Here is a 19,031-nt window from a genome sequence, read left to right as displayed (position 1 = left end):
GTGAGCGTCCACGGCAACGGCCTCCATGCCGGTGCGAGCACCATTTCCCCAGTTGACGGGCGACGTTCCCCAGTTTTGATCGCCGTCCGGTAACCGGTGGGCGGCCGGCTACACGAGTGTTTCTACTCCACCCGTTGGCGAACTTCAAGCAAATACACAGAATTGCCTGCGGTCCGTTTCACCGCGCGCTGCATGATCCCTTCACCGCGCGACGCGGCGAGGTCCGGAATCGACCCCACATCCCCGCGACCGAAGCCCGGCCGCCGACCGGGGACGGGCGGCGCCCGCGCCGCGGCCGGAGAGCCGGCCACTCGGGAGACGACGCCGATGAGGAGGGTGAGGGCGGCGAAGAAGGCGACGAGAGGGTCATCGACCGGACTCAGCCAGACGAGCCCGTCATCGGTGACGTCATCGGCCACCCACACTGCCTGGTCCGCCGACAGCGTGGTCGTGGGCGAGGACTCTCCCCGCCGGTCGGTCTCGACGACATCGCCGGCCAGCAGCAGCACGAACGCGACGAGTGCCGCCGCGACGGCACCGCGAACGCGGGCTGCTCCCCCAGACATGGACCAGACCTTACTCCCGCGTCAGCGTCGGTGTCACCCCGCGACCGGCTCGAGTCGCTCTTCGGCCACAGGAGCCGGCAGATCCTCTCGCGGAGGATCATCGCGCGAGAGCCGACTGGGCCACCAGGTGCGTCTGCCGAGGTCGTAGGCCGCCGCGGGCAGCAGCAGCGTACGCACGACGAACGTGTCCAGAAGCACGCCGAACGCCACGATGAACGCGATCTGGGCGAGGAAGAGCAGCGGAAGCACGCCGAGCGCCGCGAACGTGGCCGCCAGCACGATCCCCGCAGAGGTGATGACACCCCCGGTGAGCACGAGGCTGCGCAGGATCCCCTCGCGTGCCCCGTGGGTCGAGGTCTCTTCGCGGGCGCGCGTCATCAGGAAGATGTTGTAGTCGACGCCGAGGGCGATGAGGAACACGAACGCGAACAGCGGAACGGTGGGATCGGCTCCGGTGAACCCGAACACCGTGTTGAAGACGATGGCGGAACCGCCGAGTGCGGCGCCGAACGACAGCACGACCGTGCCGATGACCAGCAGCGGCGCGACGAGCGAGCGCAGCAGCAGCATCAGGATGAGGGTGATCGCCAGCAGCACCAGCGGAATGATGATCGCACGGTCCGAGGCGGCCGCGGCGTTGGCATCCAGGTCGACGGCGGTGGGGCCGCCGACGAGCAGGTCGGTGCCCACGGCATCCAATGCGCCCCTGAGGTCACGCACGGTCTGCTCGGCCGCGAGCGAGTCCGCGGCGTCGTCGAGGGTCACCTCGAGCAGCACCTCGTCGTCGACCACGATGGGCGCCAGCGCGATGCCCGCGCCCGCCGCGAAGGGCTGGATGCCCTCGGCGGTGATGGGCGTCGGCCCGCCGAGGGTCGCGATGCGCACATGGTCGACGCCCTCGACGTCGAGGATCGCCGCGGTCGCGTCGAGCATGCGCGCGGTGTCGACGATGACGATCGCGGGTGTCCCGGCACCGGCCGGGTAGTGCTCGGCGAGCACGGCGAGCCCGTCGCGCGCATCCGACTGCCCGAGCACGTACTCGCTCGACGGCGAACCGTCTGCCCGCAGCTGCGTGATGCCGGCGCACAGCACCAGGAGCGCGACACCCGTGATGATCCAGACCTTGCGATGGGACCGCCGGATGAGGGCCGCCAGGCGCACCCAGAGGCCGGAGCCCGCCATCGCGTCGACGGGCCCCTCCCCCGCGGCCGGCCGGATCCGCCGCGGCCAGAAGGCGACGCGCCCGAACAGCGCCAGCAGGGTCGGGAGCAGGGTGAAGCTCGCCGCCAACGCGAAGAGGATGCCGATCGAGGCGATCGGGCCGAGCGTGCGGTTGGAGTCGAGTTGGCTGAACAGCAGCACCAGCAGCGCCGCGATCACGGTGAGACCGGATGCGAGGATCGGCTGCCAGCTGCGCCGCAGCGCCTCGGCGGTCGCCCGCCACCGCGAGGGGTGCACGCGCAGCGCCTCCCGATAGCGCGACACGTAGAGCAGCGCGTAGTTCGTCGTCGCGCCGACCACGAGGATCAGGAGGATTCCCTGGGTCTGTCCCGCGAGCAGGATCACGTCCGATCGGGCGAGGGATGCCACGACGAGCACCGCTCCGCAGAGGGCGGACAGGCTCGTGAACAGCACGAGCAGCGGCAGGATCGGCGAGCGGTAGACGATGATGAGGATGAGCAGCACGGCTCCGAGCGCGACCAGCAGCAGCAGACCGTCGATCCCGGCGAAGGCCGCGATGATGTCGGCGGTGAAGCCGGCCGGGCCGGTCACATAGACCGCCGCCGCCGTCGGCACCGCGTCGGCGAGATTCGCCCGCAGACCCGCGACCGCCTCGTCGACCGCGCCCTCCGACTCGATGGGTATCACCATCTCCGCGGCGAGCCCGTCGTCGGCGACGATGAGAGGCGTCGATCGGAAGATCGGGACCCCCTCGATCGGCTCCATCCGCTGCACGTCCCGCGCGATCAGCGCGGAGTCGTGGCCCTCGAGTGGCTCATCGAAGGTGAAGACCGCGACGGCGTAGATGAATCCCTCCGCGCGGAACTCCGCCTGCGCCTCGTTGACCAGCGTCGATTCCGCGCTCGCGGGCAGGAACTGCACGCGATCGTTCGTCCCCAGATCGTTCAGCTGGCTGAACGTGCGTCCTCCGACCGCGAAGATCGCGAGCCAGACGACGAGCACCCCCGCCACGATCAGAATCCGCCGCACTCTCGCCCACGACCCCAGAACGGCATTGTCCCCAGTTGCCATGGCACAGACGATAGGCGAAAGGCCCCGAACTCCCTAGAGATTCTTTCCGCGCGCGTGCGCCGCGTAGGCTCGATCGTCATGGCCGCAGGCGCGACGATCCACACTTTCGATGTCCAGCTCGCCGACGTGGATCGGGGTGTGTACGAGACTCTGGTGCTGCGCGTGGCGCGGCATCCCTCCGAGACCGACGCGTTCATGCTGACGCGGCTGCTCGCGTACTGCCTCGAGTACGAGGAGGGAATCTCGTTCAGCGAGGGCGTCGCGGCGACCGACGAGCCCGCGGTGCTCGTGCGCGACCCCACGGGACGTCTCACCGCCTGGATCGAGGTCGGGGCGCCGGATGCCGCGCGCCTGCACACCGGCAGCCTCCGGTCTCCGCGCGTCGCCGTCTACACGCACCGCGACCCCGAGAAGGTGACGGCGCTGTACGCCGGCAAGAAGATCCACCGCGGCGACGCGATCTCGGTCTTCAGCTTCGACCCCGGATTCGTGGATGCCGCCACAGCGGCGATCGCGCGACGCAACAGCGCCACGCTGTCGGTCACGGAGCGCCACGTGTACCTCGATCTCAACGGCGCGACGCTGGAGACGGACATCCACGAGCGTCCCGCCGTCTGAGTCAGTCCTTCGCGCCGGCCCCGTCCTCGCGCTCCTCCCGCAGCAGCCGCTGCAGCTCCGCCACGGTCTCCTCCGACCTCGCCAGCAGCGTGCGAAGCTGCGCCGCCCGGCTGGCATCCGCCCCGACCTGCTCCGGGAAGACGACCGCGTCCGCGGTGGGGGCATCGTCGTCGCCCGATGCGGGAGAGAGGAACAGATTCGCCAGGTACCCGGTGAAGGTGCCGAAGATGCCGACCCCCACGACGATGATGAGAGCGCCGACGAGTTTGCCCGCATTCGTGACCGGGTAGTGGTCCCCGTAGCCGACGGTCGAGATCGTCACGAGCGTGTACCAGAGGGCGTCGGCCGCCGTGGTGATGTTCGCGCCTTCGGCGTGCCCCTCGATCGCGAGTACGGCGATGCTTCCGAACTGCATCACGAGCACGCCCATCAGCAGCAGCGTGAGGAGCGTGCTGTTCGCGCGGTCTCGCGTGAGCGTGAGCCAGATCGTGCGCGCCCCCACGTGCGAGACCAGGCGGATGACGCGCCCGAGCCGGAACAGCCGCAGCACCTTGAGTCCCGGCAGCGGGACGCTGGCGATCAGGTCGGCCCATCCGAACCCGCGGAAGAAGTAGCGCAGCGCCGATTCGGCGGTGAAGAGCCGATAGAGGAAGTCGCCGAACAGGATCGCGCTCAGCAGCGCATTCATCGTGTAGAGGATCGTCTGCACCGCGCCGTCGGCGGCGAACACCACGATGAGCACGAGGTTGACGATGGACAGGATCGACAGCGCGCCGATGAAGATCTCGTACGGCAGGCTCTTCAGCTCGCTGCGGTTCTTTCTCGCCACCCGGTCTCCGTCCTCGCCGCTCCGGCGCCGAGCCGACCGCGCGGCGCGGCACTCAGACTAGTACCGACCGGGCCAGGGTCCGGCGGACTCAGCGGTCGATGCGCACCACCTCGTATTCCGTGTCGGGCGTCGGTGTCACACCGAACCGGGCATTGGGCAGGAGGAGACTGGATCCGTAGCGGGCGACGGTGGTCGGCACGCGGAAGTCCGGATCGGTGAGGGTCTCCACGAGCACGCCGCTGGTTCCGCTCGCATTCAGGCGGACGACCGCCACCTGATTCAACTGGTTCTGAACGACGTAGAGGGTGCGACCGACGACGAGCATCCCGTCACCGGCGGGCAGCGATGCGCCCCCCAGATCGACGCGTGTGGCTTCTCCCGTTGCGGGATCCACTCGGAAGAGAGTCGCCGTCGCCGATTGGATCACCAGGAGGGCCTTGTGATCGGGTGTCTGGGTGATGCCGTTCGCGTTGAAGCCCGGCTGCTGCACCCACTCGCCCGTCAGGGGCAGGGTCATCGGCGCGTCGGACACTGCGCCCGAGGGACCGACCGGCACGAAGTACAGCTCCGGAGCGAAGCTGTTCGTGAACCACGCACCGTCGTGGGTGAGGACGACGTCGTTGATGAACGCGCCCGCCGCGGCGAGCTCGACGTCGGCGAGCAGGCTGCCGGTCGCCGAGTCGATCACGCGTGCGGTGCCGGAGGGGCCGCCCGCCACGAACAGGCGTCCGAACTGATCGATCTTCAGCCCGACCGAGGGCGTGCCGGGGCCTTGGCTGATGATCTCACCCTCTCCGGAGCGCACGTCGACGGCGTAGATGTCGCCGTCGGCGAGCGAGCCGAGATACGCGGTGCCGCCAGGACCGATCGCGATGCCCTCGGGCTGGAAGCCGTCGGGCAGCGGGATCAGGTCTTCGACCGCACCACCGCCTCGGGACGCCTGCGCACCGTAGGCGGCGCCCGCCGAAACGACGAGCAGCCCTGCCAGTGCGACGACGGAGAGTGTACGTGCAACTCTGCGACCGGACATGGGCACATGCTACGTCCGATCGGGCCGCGATGTCAGGCCCTGTGCCGGCCGGGCACCGTGGCACCTGTGACGGGCGATTTCTGGGCGATTCGAGTTCCCGGCGCCACTCCGCAGGCAAAGGAAAGCCCCGCGATCCTTACTCTCGTAAGGGATCGCGGGGCTTGAACTCCGTGACAGCGGCAGTGGAGATGGGGGGAATCGAACCCCCGTCCATCGCTGAAAGCCTGGGGCTTCTCCGGGCGCAGTCTGTGTGAGCGTTCTGCTCGGCCCCGACCTTTGGCACAGACACACAAGTCGACGGGCCCAGCCTGAGAAAAGTCCCGCGTGACGCTCAGGCGACGTCACGCAGCAAGATCCCTAGATGACGCCAATACCCGTGACGGGATCAGTCACGGATTGACGGAGTCGGGCTCGCTGCTCAGGCAGCGAGGGCGAACTCGGACTGCTTCTTTTCGGCAGTTATTGGTTTGCAGAGATCGTTAACGAGATAACCCTGCATCCTCGGCCCGCTTCTCGCAGATTCGCAGGCGATGTCGAAACCGATCATCCCCGTGGTCCTCAAGGAGGTTCCCTCGCGCGGAGGGGCCGCTGTCACGCTGTGGAGTTTCCAAATGCTCGGGATGCTTCGCAACCGAGCACATCAGAGTACAACGGATCGCACCCCGGCGCCATTCCGCAGCCGCCCCCGGGCGCGACGTAGAGTCGCCTGGTGACCGATTCGCCCACCGCGCTCCCCCGTCCCGGCATCGCCGATCGTCTGTCGCGAATGATCCAGCTCCCGACCGTATCGGCAGAGCGTGATACCCGCGGGGACGCCCCGTTCGACGCCTTCGCGGCGCTCCTGACGGAGCTGTATCCGCTGGTGCATGCGCACCTGACGTTCGAGCGGCTCGGCGCCACCGTGCTGACCTTCCGGTGGCGCGGGCGCGAGGCCGCGGCATCCACCGCTCCGCTCGTGCTGATGGCGCACTACGACGTCGTCCCCGTCGACGAGAGCGACCCGTGGACCTACCCGCCCTTCGAGGGACGCATCCAGGACGGCTGGGTCTACGGACGCGGGGCACTCGACGACAAGGGGCCGCTCGCGGTGGTGCTCGAGGCGGTCGAGAACCTCCTCGCTGCCGGATTCACGCCGGCGCGCGACGTGGTGCTCTCGTTCGGCGGCGATGAGGAGGTCTCGGGCGCCTCGGCCCGTGTCGCCGCCCGGAACCTGCACGAGCGCGGCGAGCGCCCCTGGCTCGTGCTGGACGAGGGCGGCGCGGTGGTCGACGCGCCGCTGCCCTTCGTCAAGGGAACGGCCGCGATGATCGGCGTGGGCGAGAAGGGCATCCTGACCCTGCGGCTCACCGCCCGCGGGGAGGGGGGTCACGCGTCGGCACCCCCGAAGAGGACCGCGGTCGGCCGGATCGCGCGGGCCGTGGAGCGCCTGTCGCCGGACACGTTCCCCGCGCGCACCCCTGCCGCCGTCGCGCGCATGCTCGAGCTGTTCTCGCAGCGCTCGAGCGGCGCGGCGCGTGTCGTGTACCGCCTGCTCTCGGCGGCGCCGCCGCTCACCGCGCGCGTGTTCACGTTGCTCGGCGGCGAGCCGGCCGCCCTCGTGCGCACCACGGTCGCCGCGACGATGCAGTCCGGCGGCACCGCTGCGAACGTGCTCCCGTCGCAGGCATCGGCGACGCTCAACCTGCGGATCGCTCTGGGCGAGACGGTCCAGGCGACGGTGCGGCGGGTGCGCAGGCGCATCGCCGACCGGGCGGTCGAGGTCGAGGTCGTCGAGGGCGACGACCCGTCGCCCGAATCCGCCACCGACAGCGCGCAGTTCGCCCTCATCGCCGAGGCGGTCGCCGTCTCGCACCCCGATGCGGCGACCGTGCCCTACGTGATGATGGCCGCGACCGACTCGCGCCACTTCCACCGCTACGTGCCCGCGGTGTACCGCTTCGCCCCGCTGGAGATGAGCGCCTCCCAGCGCGCCTCGATCCACGGCGTCGACGAGCGGGTCGAGATCGCCGCCCTCGAGCGCGGGGAGCGGTTTCATCGGACGCTGATCGAGCGACTACAGTGATCCCACCCGTCGCCCCACCCCGAGGGCGGACCTCATCCCCACAGGAGCAGCGATGACGCAGCGCGTCACGTTCGGCGCGCTCGCCGCCGTCGTCGGATTCCTCGCGTTCGTCGAGTTCACCAGCGGCGTGATCCAGGGCTACTACACGCCGATGCTCTCGGACATCGCCCGGCACCTCGGCGTGCACGACGCGGACGTGAACTGGCTCGAAGGCACCCAGCTCATGCTGTCGGCCCTCGTCATCCCCGCCTTCGCGCGCCTGGGCGACATGTTCGGCCACAAGCGCATGCTCGTGATCTCCACGGCGGTGACCGCCGTGGCATCCCTCGCCCTGCCGTTCGCGAACTCGTTCCCGCTGTTCCTCGCGGCCTGGACGCTGCAGGGCTTCTACGCGGTGTGGCTGCCCCTGGAGATCGCACTCATCTGGTCGCGCGCCCGTTCCGCCCCGAACCGCGCGGCCGTCACCGCGAAGGCCGCGGGCTTCCTCGTCGCCGCGCTGGAGCTCGGCGCGATCTCGGGTGCCCTCGCGGGCGGCGCGCTCATCGACACGCTGCCGCTGCAGGTCGTGCTGCTGATCCCGGGCATCGCGGTGACGATCTGCTTCTTCATCATCCTGTTCGGCGTGAAGGAGTCGCCCGACCCGATCGGCGGCAGGCTCGACACGGTGGGCCTCACGCTCGTCTCCATCGCGCTGGTCGCCTTCACCGGGGGGCTCTCGCTGCTGCGGCTCAACGGCCCGGCCGACCCGATGTCGTGGCTGGCCGTCATCGTCGGCATCGGCCTGTTCGTGCCGTTCGTGTGGTGGGAGCTGCGCCATGACGATCCGCTGATCGACGTGCGGATGTTCGCCTCGCCCGCCCTCGGCCCGGTGTTCCTGACCGCGGGCCTGTTCGGCATCAGCGTGCTGGGCGCGCAGGCGCCGCTGTCGACCTTCGCGCGCACCGACCCCGAGGTCTACGGTTACGGGCTCGGCGTCTCGGGCTTCTCGGTGTCGCTCGTCATCGGCGTGTATCTGATCGCGATGATCGCGAGCGCGCTGCTGTACCCGTCGGTCGCCCGCCGCATCACCCCACGACGCGCGCTCGTCACGGCGGCGGGCCTGGTGGGCATCGGCTTCCTGCTGTTCGTGCCCTTCCACGACGGCTACACGATGGTGATCGTGAACATGGTCATCGTCGGCCTCGGCTCCGGCGCCCTGGTCGCCGCGCTCCCGGCGGCCGCCGCCTCCGCGGCGCCCCACCGGCAGACCGGGGTCGCGACGGGCCTCACCAACTCCGTGAAGACCGTCGGCGGTGCGATCGCGTCGTGCGTGTTCGGCATCGCCCTGTTCCACGGTGCGACGGCCGCCGGCACGGCCGCCGAGGGCACGGCCGGATCGTTCTCGGGGTACCTGACGGTGTGGATCGTGTGCAGCGCGGCGGCGTTCGTCTCGGCGGCGCTTCTGCTCACCGTCGTGCCGAAGGACGCGTTCACCGACCGCGTTGCCGCGGTCGCCGACGGCGAGCCCGCGACGATGCCGCACGTGTGACCGGTCCCGGGCTAGTGTCGGATCCATGAGCGCGCGGGCCGTCTGGATCACCGCCGCGGCCGTTGCCGTCGCCGTGGTCGTCGCGGTGATCGTGTGGCTGGCGGTGAGCGGCCCGGGCCCGGCATCCGCCCCCACCCCGACCGTGTCGCCCACCCCGACCGCCGGCACGACGGAATCGCCGTCACCGTCACCGGAATCGACGCCGACCGCGACTCCCACCCCCACCGCGGCCGCGATCCCCTGCGACGACCTCGCCACCGACGAGTTCCTCGCCCTGGCAGCCGGCAACGGCTGGACCTGGTGGCAGACGCAGGACGAGCAGATCGGGGCCCGACCGTTCGACCGATTCCCCGGTGGGGCGCCTGCCGATCAGGTGATCTGCCGCTGGGGCGCCTCCCCCGACATCCCGACAGACAACGTGATCGATCTCGCGTGGGCTCCGATGGATCCGGATGCCGCCGCCGGCGCCCAGGACGCCCTCATCGCCGCCGGGTACGGCCTGAGTGAAGATGCACAAGGCATCTGGCTGGTCGCCTCGATCAACGACGGCGGCGATGCGTACCTCTTCACCGATGCCGACGTGCGCTGGTCGTTCTCGCAGGATTTCGTGCGATACATCACCCCTTCCGGCCAGGGCTGAACTGCCGCCACGAGGTCGCGCGTAGAGTCGGCTCATGAGCGAGGTCGTCATCACCGTCCGCGGCGAGCACGAGAGCCGCGTGGCGCCCGAGCACGGCACCGTCGCGCTGGCGGCCCACGCCGAAGGACCGGCGCGCGGCGCGGTGGTCGAGCGCATCGCGGCGCTCGGAGAGCCCTTGCGCGCGGAACTGGCCGAACGCGCCGAGACCGGCGAGGTCAGCGAATGGTCCAGCGAACGCGTCGCGGTGTGGTCGGAGCGCCCCTGGAACGCGGAGGGCACGCGACTCGCCCCGGTGCACCATGCCCGCCTGCAGCTGTCGGCGACCTTCACGGACTTCGCGGCGCTGTCGTGGTGGGCGGGCGAGATCGCCGAGCGCGACGGCGTCGAGATCTCCCATGTCTCGTGGGACCTCACGCGCGAGACCCGTGCCGCAGTGGAACGGCAGGTCGCCGCCGACGCGGTCGCCGTCGCCGTCGCCCGCGCGACCGCCTACGCGCGGGCGCTCGGCCTCAGCGACGTGTCGCCGCGCGAGGTGGCCGACCTCGGACTGCTCGCCCATCCGCGTGCGTTCGATGCAGCCGACGGCGCCCCGCGCGCGATGTTCGCCGCCGCGGCGATGCCCGAGGGAGCGGGCGGAGCCGGGATCGAGCTGCAGCCGCAGGACCTCGTGGTGCGCGCCGCAGTCGAGGCGCGCTTCACGGCGCGCTGAGGAGTACGCGCCTCACAGAGCGGCGATCAGTCCCCGAGGCGGTTGCGGGTGCGCATCGCGCGCTCGGCCTCGCGCTTGTCCTCGCGCTCGCGGATCGTCTGGCGCTTCTCGTACTCGCGCTTGCCCTTCGCCACCGCGATCTCGATCTTGGCCCGTCCGTCGGAGAAGTAGAGCTTGAGCGGGATGAGGGTGTAGCCGCCGGCGGAGACCGCGTGGGAGAGCTTCGTGATCTCCTCCTTGTGGAGCAGAAGCTTGCGGATGCGTTTGGCGGCGTGGTTCGTCCAATGCCCCTGCGAGTATTCGGGGATGTGGACGGCATCCAGGAAGGCCTCGCCGTTCTGGATGAACGCGTAGCCGTCGGTGAGATTCGCCCGCCCCTGACGCAGAGACTTCACCTCGGTGCCGGTGAGCACCAGACCCGCCTCGTACGTCTTCTCGATCTCGTAATCGTGGCGCGCGCGACGATTGGTCGCGACGACCGTCTCCCCGCGTTCCCTGGGCATGGCACTTCCTCATTCCTGCGTCGCACCGGGCGCGCGACAGCCTGTCAGTCTAGCGCGCCGATCCGCGCGGACCGAACCGCTCAGGCGCGCAGCCAGCGGCGGATCGCGAAGCCCGCCGACACCGCCGCCAGCAGCGCGCCGCCGATCACGAGTACCGGAACCACGAGCAGCGCCTCGTCCATGCCGATCCACGTGGTCACGAACTCGACGCGCTGGCGCAGATAGCCGTTCACACCGAAATGGATGCCCGCGATGATCGCACCGCTGGCCAGGACCGAGCCCAGCAGCGCCGCGAACACGCCCTCGAGGATGAACGGGGTCTGGATGAAGCGGTTCGATGCGCCGACCAGTCGCATGATGCCGAGCTCGCGTCTTCGCGCGTAGGCGGACAGCCGAATGGTCGTCGCCGTCAGCAGCACCGCCGCGATGAGCATGAGCCCCGCGATGCCGACCGCGATGTAGGTCGCGACGGTCAGGGCGGAGAAGAGCGGTTCGAGGTACTGGAGCTGGTCGAGCACGGCCTCCACCCCGGCGGTTCCCGTGAACGCCTCGATGATGACGTCGGATCGCCGCTGGTCCACGAGGGTGACGCGGAAGGTCTCGTTCACCTGCTCGGGGGTCACGACGCTCGCGGCCTCCTCCCCGACGAGGTCGATCGCCTCCTGGTACGCCTCCTCGTGCGTGAGGAAGCGGATATCGCGGATGAGCGGCGCAAGCGCCGGCCCTTCGAGCTTTGCGCGCACATCGTCGACCTGATCCTGCGTCGCCTCGCCGTCCGCACACGTGCTCGTCTGCGAGATCTCCGTGCACATGAACACCGCGACCTGCGCGCGGTCGACCCAGAAGTCGCGCATCGTGAGGATCTGCAGCTGCATGAGGATGGCAGCGCCCACGAAGGTGAGCGACACGAAGGTGACCAGCACCACCGAGATCACCATCGAGGCGTTGCGGCGCAGTCCGCTGAACGCCTCGGAGAGGATGAGCCCCGCCCTCACGAGGTCGGCCCCACGCGGTCGTCGCCCTCGGCGTCATCGAGCCCGAGCCGGTCGGCGATCCCGATCTCCGCGACCTCGACCTCGGCGATCTCCGTCACCGGGATGGGCTGCGTGCCGGGCTGCGGCGGCGTGGCCGCTGCCGGCGCGGCATCCTCCTCGGTCGTCTCCGCGGGTGCGGTCGCGATCGGCGCCGGGGCAGCGATGGTGGATACCTCGCCCGCCGTCTGCGAACCGGCATCCATCGCCCGCTCGGCCTCGCGCTGCACCTCGAGCACGGCGGTGAGGGCCGCCACGGCTGCCGCGCCGCGTTCGGCGTCGGGTGCGAGACTCGGGATGCCGGAGGTGTCGCCGTAGCCGCCGTGGCGTTCGTCGCGCACCATCTCGCCGTCCTTCAGCTCGATCACGCGCCGCTGCATCTGGTCGACGAAGCCGGCCTCGTGGGTGGCCATCACGACGGTCGTGCCGGAGGCGTTGATGCGCGCGAGCAGCTGCATGATCCCGACCGACGTCGCCGGGTCGAGGTTGCCGGTCGGCTCGTCAGCGAGCAGCACCTGGGGTCGGTTCACCAGTGCGCGCGCGATCGCGACGCGCTGCTGCTCCCCTCCGGACAGCTCGTGCGGGAACCGCTTGTCCTTCTCCTCGAGCCCCACCAGCGCCAGAACCTCGGGCACGGCCTGCTTGATGAACGCGCTCGATGAGCCGGTCACCTGCAGCGTGAACGCCACGTTCTGGAAGACCGTCTTGCCCGGGAGGAGACGGAAGTCCTGGAAGACGGAGCCGATGTGCCGGCGGAAGTAGGGCACCTTGCGGTTGGAGAGGGTGCGGATGTCGCGGCCGAGCACGACGACGCGCCCCTCGCTCGGGGTCTCCTCCCTCAGGATGAGGCGCAGGCACGAGGACTTCCCCGAACCCGACGCGCCCACGAGGAAGACGAACTCGCCGCGCACCACCTCGAAGTCGACCTTGCTGAGGGCCGGTCGGGCGGTGCCGCGGAAGCGCTTGGTGACGTTCTCGAAGCGGATCATGGCTCAATGAGCCTAAGCGCGAGGCGCCGGTGCGGCCACCGCGACACCCTCACAGTGTCAGAGCGCCCGCCGCCTCGCCGAACGGCGCGCTCGTCGTCGCTCGCGGCATCCACCGGCATTCCCGGCGAGGATCAGTCGTCGTCCTTGCGCTTGCGCCAGCGGATGCCGGCGGCGATGAAGCCGTCGAGGTCGCCGTCGAAGACCACGGCCGGGTTGCCGACCTCGTGGCCGGTGCGCAGATCCTTGACGAGCTGCTGCCCGTAGAGGAAGTAGGAGCGCATCTGGTCGCCCCAGCTCGCTGTGATCGTGCCGGCGAGCTCCTTCTTCTTGGCCGCCTCCTCCTCGCGCTTGAGCAGGAGCAGTCGGGTCTGGAGCACCCGCATGGCGGCGGCGCGGTTCTGGATCTGCGACTTCTCGTTCTGCATCGAGACGACGATGCCGGTCGGCAGGTGCGTGAGGCGCACGGCGGAGTCGGTCGTGTTGACGGACTGACCGCCGGGGCCCGACGAGCGGAAGACGTCGACGCGCAGGTCGCCCTCGGGGATGTCGACCTCGACGGCCTCCTCCATGACGGGGATGACCTCGACCGCGGCGAAGCTCGTCTGGCGCTTGTCGGCCGATCCGAACGGGCTGATGCGGGCGAGGCGGTGGGTGCCCGCCTCCACCGAGAGCGTGCCGTAGGCGTACGGGGCGTCGATCTCGAAGGTCGCCGACTTGATGCCCGCGCCCTCGGCGTAGGAGGTGTCCATCACCTTGACGGCGTACTTGTGGCGCTCCGCCCAGCGCAGGTACATGCGCATGAGCATCTCGGCGAAGTCGGTTGCGTCGTCGCCGCCCGCACCGGAGCGGATGGTGACGACCGCGGAGCGCTCGTCGTACTCGCCGTCGAGGAGTGTCTGCACCTCGAGCTCGCCGATGATGTCCTCGAGCTCGGCGAGCTCGTGACGGGCCTCCTCGGCGGAGTCCTCGTCGTCCATCTCGTTGGCGAGTTCGACGAGCACCTCGAGGTCGTCGAGACGCTGCTCGATGTCGGTGATTCGCTTGAGCGATGACTGGCGGTGGCTGAGGGCGCTGGTGACCTTCTGCGCCTTCTCGACATCGTCCCAGAGGTCGGGGGCACCGGCCTCCTCGCTGAGGCGGGCGATGTCGGCGGTGAGTGCATCGACGTCGACGACCGCCTTGATGTCGGCGAACGTGGAGCGAAGAGCCTGGATATCGGCGGACGGATCGAAATCGAGCATGACACTCCAGCGTAACGTGGTTGGACGTGACCCATCGTCCCGGCTCCCCCACCGCGAGAGAAGTCCTGTGGCGATTCGGTCCGATGGTCTACCTGCCGACGGTGCTGTTCGCGCTCGGCGAGGGCGCGGTGCTCCCGCTCATCCCGGTGATCGCCGCGCGTCTGGGCGCCGACATCGCGACCGCGGCCCTGGTCGCCTCCGCGCTCGTCGTCGGCCAGCTCGCAGGGAACATCCCGGCGGGATGGGCCGTCTCCCGGATCGGCGAGCGCCTCACCATGGCAGCGGCGGGGCTCGTCTCGATCGGCGGCGTGGTCGGCATGGCCCTCGCGCCCGTGCTGGGCGTGTTCGCGGCGTCGGTCTTCCTCATCGGGTTCTGCGCCGCGGCGTTCGGGCTGGCCCGCCACTCGTTCATGACCACCCGGGTTCCGCTGGCCTTCCGCGCACGTGCACTGTCGCTGCTGGGCGGCACGTTCCGCCTGGGCATGTTCGTCGGGCCGTTCGTGGCGGCGGCGCTGCTGGCCGTCTTCGGCGAGGAGATCGCCGCGGTGTGGTTCTTCGGCGTCTGTCTGGCCGCGACCGTGCTCCTGGTGGTGTTCGGTCCCGACCCGGAGAAGCGGTTCCCCCGGGCGGGCGTCCCCCTCGAGCGGACGGCGGATGCCGGTGCGCTGGCGGAGGACACCGGCGAGGCCGTCACCGGCCCCGTGCGCACCATGCACCGCGGCGGCGGAGTGCTGCGGGCGATGAGGGAGCACCGTGACGTGCTGTCGCGTCTGGGCCTGGCGGCGGCATCGCTGTCGGCGGTGCGCTCGGCCCGCCAGGTCGTGCTGCCGCTGTGGGGCGTGTCGATCGGCCTCGACGCGCAGACGATCGCGCTGGTGGTCGGCGTCTCCGGAGCGATCGACTTCGCGCTGTTCTATGCGAGCGGCCAGGTCATGGACCGCTTCGGGCGCCTGTGGGCGGCCCTGCCGGCCATGGTCCTCATGGGCGGCGGGTTCCTCGCCCTGTCGGTGACGCACGACCTGACCGATGCGGCGATGTGGTTCGCGATGTTCGCGGCGGTGCTGGGCGTCGGCAACGGGCTCTCCAGCGGCATCCTGCTCACCCTCGGCGCCGATGTCGCCCCGGAGGACGATCCCGCTCCCTTCCTCGGCTCCTACCGCACGCTGACCGACGCGGGCGGCGCGGTCGCGCCCGTGCTGGTCTCGGGCATCGCTGCCGCCGCCTCGCTGGCTGTGGCCACCGCGGCGATGGGAGTGCTCGGCCTGCTGGGCGCTCTCGCGTTCGTGCGATGGGTGCCGCGGTTCGTGCCCCGGCGGCCTTCGTGACGCACGGATCCCGAGTCGTCCTCAGCGCAGCGCCGTGCGGCTCGTGGCCGTCGCCTCGAGGGCGACGCCCTCGGGCACGAACACGGTGAGGACCGGTGGATGCCACGTGCCGGCGACCGTCACGCGCGCCGAGACTCCGTCTGGGGTGACGGCCGAGACCAGCCGCGCATCGCCCGCCGCGACGGCGAGGAGCGCATCGGCCTGACGCCGCACCTCCGCGTCGACAAGTCGTGCGACCGGTTCGCCGCCGACCACTTCGAGGATGAACCCGTCGGCCGCGGCGAGCGCGGCCGCGTCGGCGAGGCCGTCGAGCTTCTTCTGCGCCAGATACAGACTCGTGGCATCCACGCACACCATGACCGCGGCCAGGGCGAGCATCGCGTAGCCGATCGTGAGGATCATGACGCTGCCTTCCTCGTCGCCGTGTGCGAACGGGCGCCGCGTGCGCGGCCGCCGGATCACGGGGCGCCCCAGAAGCGCGACACCTTCTGCACCGCGGTGGCCTCGATCGGGATCGCCGCCACGCGCTCGAGACCGAGCACCGCCGGGACGAGCGGAAGCGTCACCGCGGTGCGGACGGTCACCAGAAGCGTCCCACCGGCCGCGGGGCACTCGGTCGTCGTCGGGCGACAGGACAGTTCCAGCTTCACGCGTTCGGGCGACATGCCGTACTCGTCCGCGACCGCGCGCACGATGCGGTCTGCTCGGCCGCGCGCCTGGTCGGGTCCCGACGCCGTCGCGACCGCCCGCGCGACGTGACGCGCACTGGCCTCCGCGCCCAGGGAGTGGCCCTGGATCATCCCCAGCGCGACGACGAGGTACACGATCGGCACGAGGAGCACGAGTCCGGCGACGATGAACTCCAGCGACGCCGACCCGCTCTGGTCGCCGGCACCGCACCGCCCGACGCGTTCACCCGAGCGACTCGATCGGCGCATGACCGGTCACCTCCATCGTGCCGGGCACACCAACCAGCCCCACGACGGGCAGCGGCGCGACGACGGTCACCTGCACCACCGGCTGCCCGAGATCGCCCCGGGTCCGCGCGACGACATCGGCGGCGTAGGCCTCGCCGACCGTCCGCGCGACGATCGCCCGAGTGCGCGCCGCCCCTTCGGCCAGGGAGGTGTCCGCAAGGGCCGCGTGGTAGGCGCCCTCGACCGCGGCGTCGTGGACGACGTTCTTCACGTAGACCGCGAGACCGAACTGGAGGACGCCCAGGGTGAGGAAGGTGAGCATCGCTCCGACCAGCACGAACTCCACCGGCGCCGACCCCTCCGTACCCGCCGCCGCGGCCGACAGCCGCCGTCGTGCGGCGGATCGGCGCTGCACGCTATCCGATCCCCGACACGCGCTGGATCGCCTGCTGGAACAGGCCCTCCAGCGCCGGCCCTGCCAGAGCCCAGATCAACACGACAAGACCTGCCGTCATGAGTGTGATGAGGACCCAGCCGGGGACATCTCCGCGCTCGTCGTCGTGGAGGTCGTGGAGGTCGTCGAGGGCGACCCGCACACGGTCGGCGGTGCGGGCGAGAGCGGAACGCATCATTGTTCTCCTTCTTCGGGCGTCAGCCCAGTCCGAGTCGAAGCATCACGATGCCCGGGAACACCGCGAACAGCACACTGAGGGGCAGGATGAGGAAGACGAGCGGCCAGAGCATTGCGCTAACGTACCTTCATGGATTGCGTCATATACACGCGCGTCAGTCTCGACCGCACGGGCGAAGCGCTGGCCGTTGCCCGCCAGGAGGCCGACTGCCGCAAGCTGGCCAAGTCGCTCGGGCTGCGCGTGGTGCAGGTCTACACCGATAACGACATCAGCGCTACGAGCGGCAAGGTGCGCCCCGGCTTCGAGGCCATGCTGGACGCCCAGCCCACGGCGATCATCACGTGGCATCAGGACCGGCTGCTGCGCCTGACTCGCGACCTGGAGCGCGTCATCGCCCTGAACGTGCCGGTGTACACCGTGACGGCTGGCACCCTGGACCTCACTACCCCGGCAGGCCGTGCAGTCGCGCGCACAGTGGCAGCGTGGTCGCAGTACGAGGGCGAGCAGAAGGCCACGCGCCAGGTCGCAGCGAACGTGCAGCGGGCAGCCAGCGGGGTCCACTCCGGCCGTGTGGGCTACGGCTACCGGCGCGACGGGGCTGCCGTGGTGCTGCACGACGACGAGGCCGCGACGATCCGGGCTGCGGTGCAGCGCGTGCTCGATGGTGACTCGCTGCGGTCCATCTGCAAGGACTTGGACGCCCAGCACGCGCCGACGCCTGGCCGTGGTGCCAAGTGGAACAGCACGACACTGAAGCAGCTACTACTCCGCCCGAGCCTTGCGGGGCTGACGGTGCACCGTGGGCAGGTGGTCGGGCGCACCCCCGCCGACAGCCCCCGCGTGCTGGACGAGGACACGCACGAGCGGATCAAGGCCGTGCTGACAGACCCCGTGCGCCGCACTGCCCCGGCTGGCCGGGAGCCGAAATACCTGCTGGGCGGCATCGCCCGATGTGGCCGGTGCGACGGCACCCTGGACGACGCTGGCGAGCTTGTGCCGTGCGGAGGCGTGATGGTGCGCGCTGTAGGCCGGTGGACGCGCCAGGCCAACGGGAACAGCAAGCGCCAGCCGCCGAGCTACGTGTGCAGCGAGTGCTACCGCGTGCGCCGCAAGCAAGACCACGTTGACGCACTGGTGGAAGGCATCGTCGTCGGCAGGTTGCAGATGCCCGATGCTGCTCAGTTGTTCACCCAGGGCGACCCGGCTGCGCTGCAAGCTGCACGCGACACGCTGGAGGCGATCGATGCCCGACTGGCCAACGCGGCTGACATGTTCGCCGAGGGCACCATCGACCCCGCCCAGCTTGCACGCATCACCGAGCGGCTGCGGGCTGACCGGGCCACGGCTGCCGCTGCGGTGGACAAGGCGCTGCCTGCTGCCGTGCCCGCTGAGCTTGTCGGCGCGAACGCGCGCCAGGTGTGGGAGGCCTTGCCGATGGACAGCAAGCGCGCCGTCCTGCAGGAGCTTGTGACGGTGACCATCCTGCCCAGTGGCAGCGGCAAGGCGTTCGACCCGGACACGGTGCAGGTGCACTGGAAGGCGTAGTCCACCAAGGCCGGAACTCTACGTCGGCTAGGGCGACACGGCAGCACCCCAGCTACCCCACGTGCCCCACGGCTGCACCAGTCGGGCAGGCGGTCGCAGGCGTCGGCTAGACGTGATCAATACCACTCCAACACACCTTGTCGCAAGAAAAATCTTTGGTCCGCTGACCAGGGAGTTGTGTCGCCGGCTCGGGTTTTGATCTTGTGAGGCCTTCTTGCGCCGGGGCAGGCTAGGGCACATGCCAAACATCCCATTCGTCGTCAAGGTCGTCTGCAGGGGCACCGCCCAGCAGCCGCACCCGAAGCGACGCCTTGCCCGCTACCAGCGGGTCGAGGGTGTCTGGCAGCGCGCCGACCGGAACGGCACCGACATGTTCGTGAGCGCTGGCCCCGAGGGCATCCAGATGGAGGCTCGCCCGGTGTTCGCCTGCACGTGCGGTCGTCGCGTTAGGATCGACCCCGACATCGTGCAGCACATGGTTCAGCAGGCTGCGAACGAAGGCCAGTACCTCACGGTCTAGCCACTCCACAACTTCACACCGCTGGTGATCGGCGGCATATAAGTCAGGGTCACGAGGGCATCACAGCCGGTACGACGCGCTACGACGCGTATA

The 19,031-nt window shown here is 70.1% G+C and carries 20 protein-coding genes and 1 other RNA gene; 8 read left to right on the top strand and 13 right to left on the bottom strand.

The features are described 5' to 3' along the window. Positions 1 to 122 precede the first annotated feature (122 nt). Both HQM25_RS07330 and HQM25_RS07325 read right to left on the bottom strand, forming a co-directional pair. Positions 123 to 509 carry a hypothetical protein gene (locus HQM25_RS07330; protein ID WP_172989639.1) on the bottom strand — a complete coding sequence of 129 codons (387 nt, stop codon included), beginning with the start codon at positions 507 to 509 and terminating at the stop codon, positions 123 to 125. Positions 510 to 599: 90 nt separating this feature from the next. Continuing rightward, positions 600 to 2,819 (bottom strand): MMPL family transporter, encoded by a 2,220-nt coding sequence (locus HQM25_RS07325; protein ID WP_172989638.1) that lies wholly within the window; start codon positions 2,817 to 2,819, stop codon positions 600 to 602. Between the two features lie 78 nt (positions 2,820 to 2,897). Here HQM25_RS07325 and HQM25_RS07320 point away from each other — a divergent pair, with 78 nt between their 5' ends. Next, the gene (locus tag HQM25_RS07320) at positions 2,898 to 3,437 is read left to right on the top strand and encodes a YaeQ family protein (RefSeq protein ID WP_172989637.1); all 540 of its coding nucleotides are present in this window, start codon (positions 2,898 to 2,900) and stop codon (positions 3,435 to 3,437) included. 1 nt (position 3,438) lies between these two features. Here HQM25_RS07320 and HQM25_RS07315 read toward each other — a convergent pair whose 3' ends face one another. From HQM25_RS07315 to ssrA, 3 genes are all read right to left on the bottom strand, one after another. Then, positions 3,439 to 4,266, bottom strand: coding sequence for an ion transporter (locus HQM25_RS07315; protein ID WP_172989636.1), 828 nt, complete (start codon positions 4,264 to 4,266; stop codon positions 3,439 to 3,441). A gap of 88 nt (positions 4,267 to 4,354) precedes the next feature. After that, the gene (locus HQM25_RS07310; RefSeq protein ID WP_172989635.1) at positions 4,355 to 5,296 is read right to left on the bottom strand and encodes an SMP-30/gluconolactonase/LRE family protein; all 942 of its coding nucleotides are present in this window, start codon (positions 5,294 to 5,296) and stop codon (positions 4,355 to 4,357) included. A gap of 180 nt (positions 5,297 to 5,476) precedes the next feature. After that, positions 5,477 to 5,847, bottom strand: a transfer-messenger RNA (tmRNA) gene (gene ssrA, locus HQM25_RS07305). Positions 5,848 to 6,005: 158 nt separating this feature from the next. On the opposite strand from ssrA, the gene HQM25_RS07300 reads away from it, so the two are divergent. Genes HQM25_RS07300 through HQM25_RS07285 form a run of 4 tightly spaced genes read left to right on the top strand, consistent with a single transcriptional unit; the run spans position 6,006 to position 10,235 of the window. Continuing rightward, positions 6,006 to 7,358, top strand: a complete 1,353-nt coding sequence (locus tag HQM25_RS07300; protein ID WP_254359605.1) for a M20/M25/M40 family metallo-hydrolase — start codon at positions 6,006 to 6,008, stop codon at positions 7,356 to 7,358. Positions 7,359 to 7,410: 52 nt separating this feature from the next. Beyond that, positions 7,411 to 8,886, top strand: a complete 1,476-nt coding sequence (locus HQM25_RS07295; RefSeq protein WP_172989634.1) for an MFS transporter — start codon at positions 7,411 to 7,413, stop codon at positions 8,884 to 8,886. Between the two features lie 25 nt (positions 8,887 to 8,911). Next, the gene (locus HQM25_RS07290; protein WP_172989633.1) at positions 8,912 to 9,526 is read left to right on the top strand and encodes a hypothetical protein; all 615 of its coding nucleotides are present in this window, start codon (positions 8,912 to 8,914) and stop codon (positions 9,524 to 9,526) included. Positions 9,527 to 9,560: 34 nt separating this feature from the next. After that, on the top strand, positions 9,561 to 10,235 hold the full coding sequence (locus tag HQM25_RS07285) for an SIMPL domain-containing protein (RefSeq protein ID WP_172989632.1): 675 nt from the start codon (positions 9,561 to 9,563) through the stop codon (positions 10,233 to 10,235). Between the two features lie 26 nt (positions 10,236 to 10,261). Here the strand turns inward: HQM25_RS07285 and smpB are convergent, their stop codons facing one another. The 4 genes from smpB to prfB all read right to left on the bottom strand — a co-directional run bounded on the left by smpB (position 10,262) and on the right by prfB (position 13,999). After that, positions 10,262 to 10,738 (bottom strand): SsrA-binding protein SmpB, encoded by a 477-nt coding sequence (gene smpB, locus HQM25_RS07280; protein ID WP_172989631.1) that lies wholly within the window; start codon positions 10,736 to 10,738, stop codon positions 10,262 to 10,264. Between the two features lie 80 nt (positions 10,739 to 10,818). Continuing rightward, entirely contained in the window at positions 10,819 to 11,733 is a 915-nt protein-coding gene (gene ftsX, locus HQM25_RS07275) for a permease-like cell division protein FtsX (RefSeq protein WP_172989630.1), read from the bottom strand. After that, the gene (gene ftsE, locus HQM25_RS07270; RefSeq protein ID WP_172989629.1) at positions 11,730 to 12,758 is read right to left on the bottom strand and encodes a cell division ATP-binding protein FtsE; all 1,029 of its coding nucleotides are present in this window, start codon (positions 12,756 to 12,758) and stop codon (positions 11,730 to 11,732) included. Before ftsE ends, ftsX begins: the two co-directional genes overlap by 4 nt. 131 nt (positions 12,759 to 12,889) lie before the next feature. Further along, positions 12,890 to 13,999: a peptide chain release factor 2 gene (gene prfB / locus HQM25_RS07265; RefSeq protein WP_172989628.1), complete on the bottom strand. Its 1,110-nt coding sequence runs from the start codon at positions 13,997 to 13,999 to the stop codon at positions 12,890 to 12,892. Between the two features lie 83 nt (positions 14,000 to 14,082). Here prfB and HQM25_RS07260 point away from each other — a divergent pair, with 83 nt between their 5' ends. Further along, positions 14,083 to 15,324 carry an MFS transporter gene (locus HQM25_RS07260; RefSeq protein ID WP_172991565.1) on the top strand — a complete coding sequence of 414 codons (1,242 nt, stop codon included), beginning with the start codon at positions 14,083 to 14,085 and terminating at the stop codon, positions 15,322 to 15,324. Between the two features lie 21 nt (positions 15,325 to 15,345). Here HQM25_RS07260 and HQM25_RS07255 read toward each other — a convergent pair whose 3' ends face one another. From HQM25_RS07255 to HQM25_RS07240, 4 genes are read right to left on the bottom strand one after another with little or no spacing between them, the layout of a single operon-like run. Further along, on the bottom strand, positions 15,346 to 15,726 hold the full coding sequence (locus HQM25_RS07255) for a pilus assembly protein TadG-related protein (protein ID WP_172989627.1): 381 nt from the start codon (positions 15,724 to 15,726) through the stop codon (positions 15,346 to 15,348). A 56-nt stretch (positions 15,727 to 15,782) separates the two neighbouring features. Further along, positions 15,783 to 16,262 carry a TadE family protein gene (locus tag HQM25_RS07250; RefSeq protein ID WP_172989626.1) on the bottom strand — a complete coding sequence of 160 codons (480 nt, stop codon included), beginning with the start codon at positions 16,260 to 16,262 and terminating at the stop codon, positions 15,783 to 15,785. Beyond that, the gene (locus HQM25_RS07245) at positions 16,237 to 16,656 is read right to left on the bottom strand and encodes a TadE family protein (protein WP_302182845.1); all 420 of its coding nucleotides are present in this window, start codon (positions 16,654 to 16,656) and stop codon (positions 16,237 to 16,239) included. The genes HQM25_RS07250 and HQM25_RS07245 overlap by 26 nt, the downstream gene beginning before the upstream one ends. 1 nt (position 16,657) lies before the next feature. Further along, a complete protein-coding gene (locus tag HQM25_RS07240; RefSeq protein ID WP_172989625.1) occupies positions 16,658 to 16,873 on the bottom strand; it encodes a hypothetical protein in 216 nt (71 codons plus the stop codon). 129 nt (positions 16,874 to 17,002) lie between these two features. Here HQM25_RS07240 and HQM25_RS07230 point away from each other — a divergent pair, with 129 nt between their 5' ends. Both HQM25_RS07230 and HQM25_RS07225 read left to right on the top strand, forming a co-directional pair. After that, positions 17,003 to 18,418: a recombinase family protein gene (locus HQM25_RS07230; RefSeq protein ID WP_172989624.1), complete on the top strand. Its 1,416-nt coding sequence runs from the start codon at positions 17,003 to 17,005 to the stop codon at positions 18,416 to 18,418. Positions 18,419 to 18,656: 238 nt separating this feature from the next. Continuing rightward, on the top strand, positions 18,657 to 18,938 hold the full coding sequence (locus HQM25_RS07225; RefSeq protein WP_172989623.1) for a hypothetical protein: 282 nt from the start codon (positions 18,657 to 18,659) through the stop codon (positions 18,936 to 18,938). The last annotated feature ends 93 nt before the right edge of the window (positions 18,939 to 19,031 follow it).

It is taken from the genome of Microbacterium hominis (assembly GCF_013282805.1).
Classification (GTDB): domain Bacteria; phylum Actinomycetota; class Actinomycetes; order Actinomycetales; family Microbacteriaceae; genus Microbacterium; species Microbacterium hominis_B.
The sequence above is the reverse complement of the archived record's forward strand: the minus strand, read 5'-3'. Positions and strand labels throughout refer to the sequence as shown.

Excerpts from the sequence above, each read along its gene's own strand:
- HQM25_RS07240 (WP_172989625.1), bottom strand. The coding sequence starts at position 16,873 with ATGATGCGTTCCGCTCTCGCCCGCACCGCCGACCGTGTGCGGGTCGCC.
- HQM25_RS07260 (WP_172991565.1), top strand. The coding sequence starts at position 14,083 with ATGGTCTACCTGCCGACGGTGCTGTTCGCGCTCGGCGAGGGCGCGGTG.
- HQM25_RS07285 (WP_172989632.1), top strand. The coding sequence starts at position 9,561 with ATGAGCGAGGTCGTCATCACCGTCCGCGGCGAGCACGAGAGCCGCGTG.
- smpB (WP_172989631.1), bottom strand. The coding sequence starts at position 10,738 with ATGCCCAGGGAACGCGGGGAGACGGTCGTCGCGACCAATCGTCGCGCG.
- HQM25_RS07325 (WP_172989638.1), bottom strand. The coding sequence starts at position 2,819 with ATGGCAACTGGGGACAATGCCGTTCTGGGGTCGTGGGCGAGAGTGCGG.
- prfB (WP_172989628.1), bottom strand. The coding sequence starts at position 13,999 with ATGCTCGATTTCGATCCGTCCGCCGATATCCAGGCTCTTCGCTCCACG.
- HQM25_RS07320 (WP_172989637.1), top strand. The coding sequence starts at position 2,898 with ATGGCCGCAGGCGCGACGATCCACACTTTCGATGTCCAGCTCGCCGAC.
- HQM25_RS07250 (WP_172989626.1), bottom strand. The coding sequence starts at position 16,262 with ATGCGCCGATCGAGTCGCTCGGGTGAACGCGTCGGGCGGTGCGGTGCC.
- HQM25_RS07310 (WP_172989635.1), bottom strand. The coding sequence starts at position 5,296 with ATGTCCGGTCGCAGAGTTGCACGTACACTCTCCGTCGTCGCACTGGCA.
- HQM25_RS07290 (WP_172989633.1), top strand. The coding sequence starts at position 8,912 with ATGAGCGCGCGGGCCGTCTGGATCACCGCCGCGGCCGTTGCCGTCGCC.
- HQM25_RS07225 (WP_172989623.1), top strand. The coding sequence starts at position 18,657 with ATGCCAAACATCCCATTCGTCGTCAAGGTCGTCTGCAGGGGCACCGCC.
- ftsE (WP_172989629.1), bottom strand. The coding sequence starts at position 12,758 with ATGATCCGCTTCGAGAACGTCACCAAGCGCTTCCGCGGCACCGCCCGA.
- HQM25_RS07255 (WP_172989627.1), bottom strand. The coding sequence starts at position 15,726 with ATGATCCTCACGATCGGCTACGCGATGCTCGCCCTGGCCGCGGTCATG.
- HQM25_RS07295 (WP_172989634.1), top strand. The coding sequence starts at position 7,411 with ATGACGCAGCGCGTCACGTTCGGCGCGCTCGCCGCCGTCGTCGGATTC.
- HQM25_RS07230 (WP_172989624.1), top strand. The coding sequence starts at position 17,003 with ATGGATTGCGTCATATACACGCGCGTCAGTCTCGACCGCACGGGCGAA.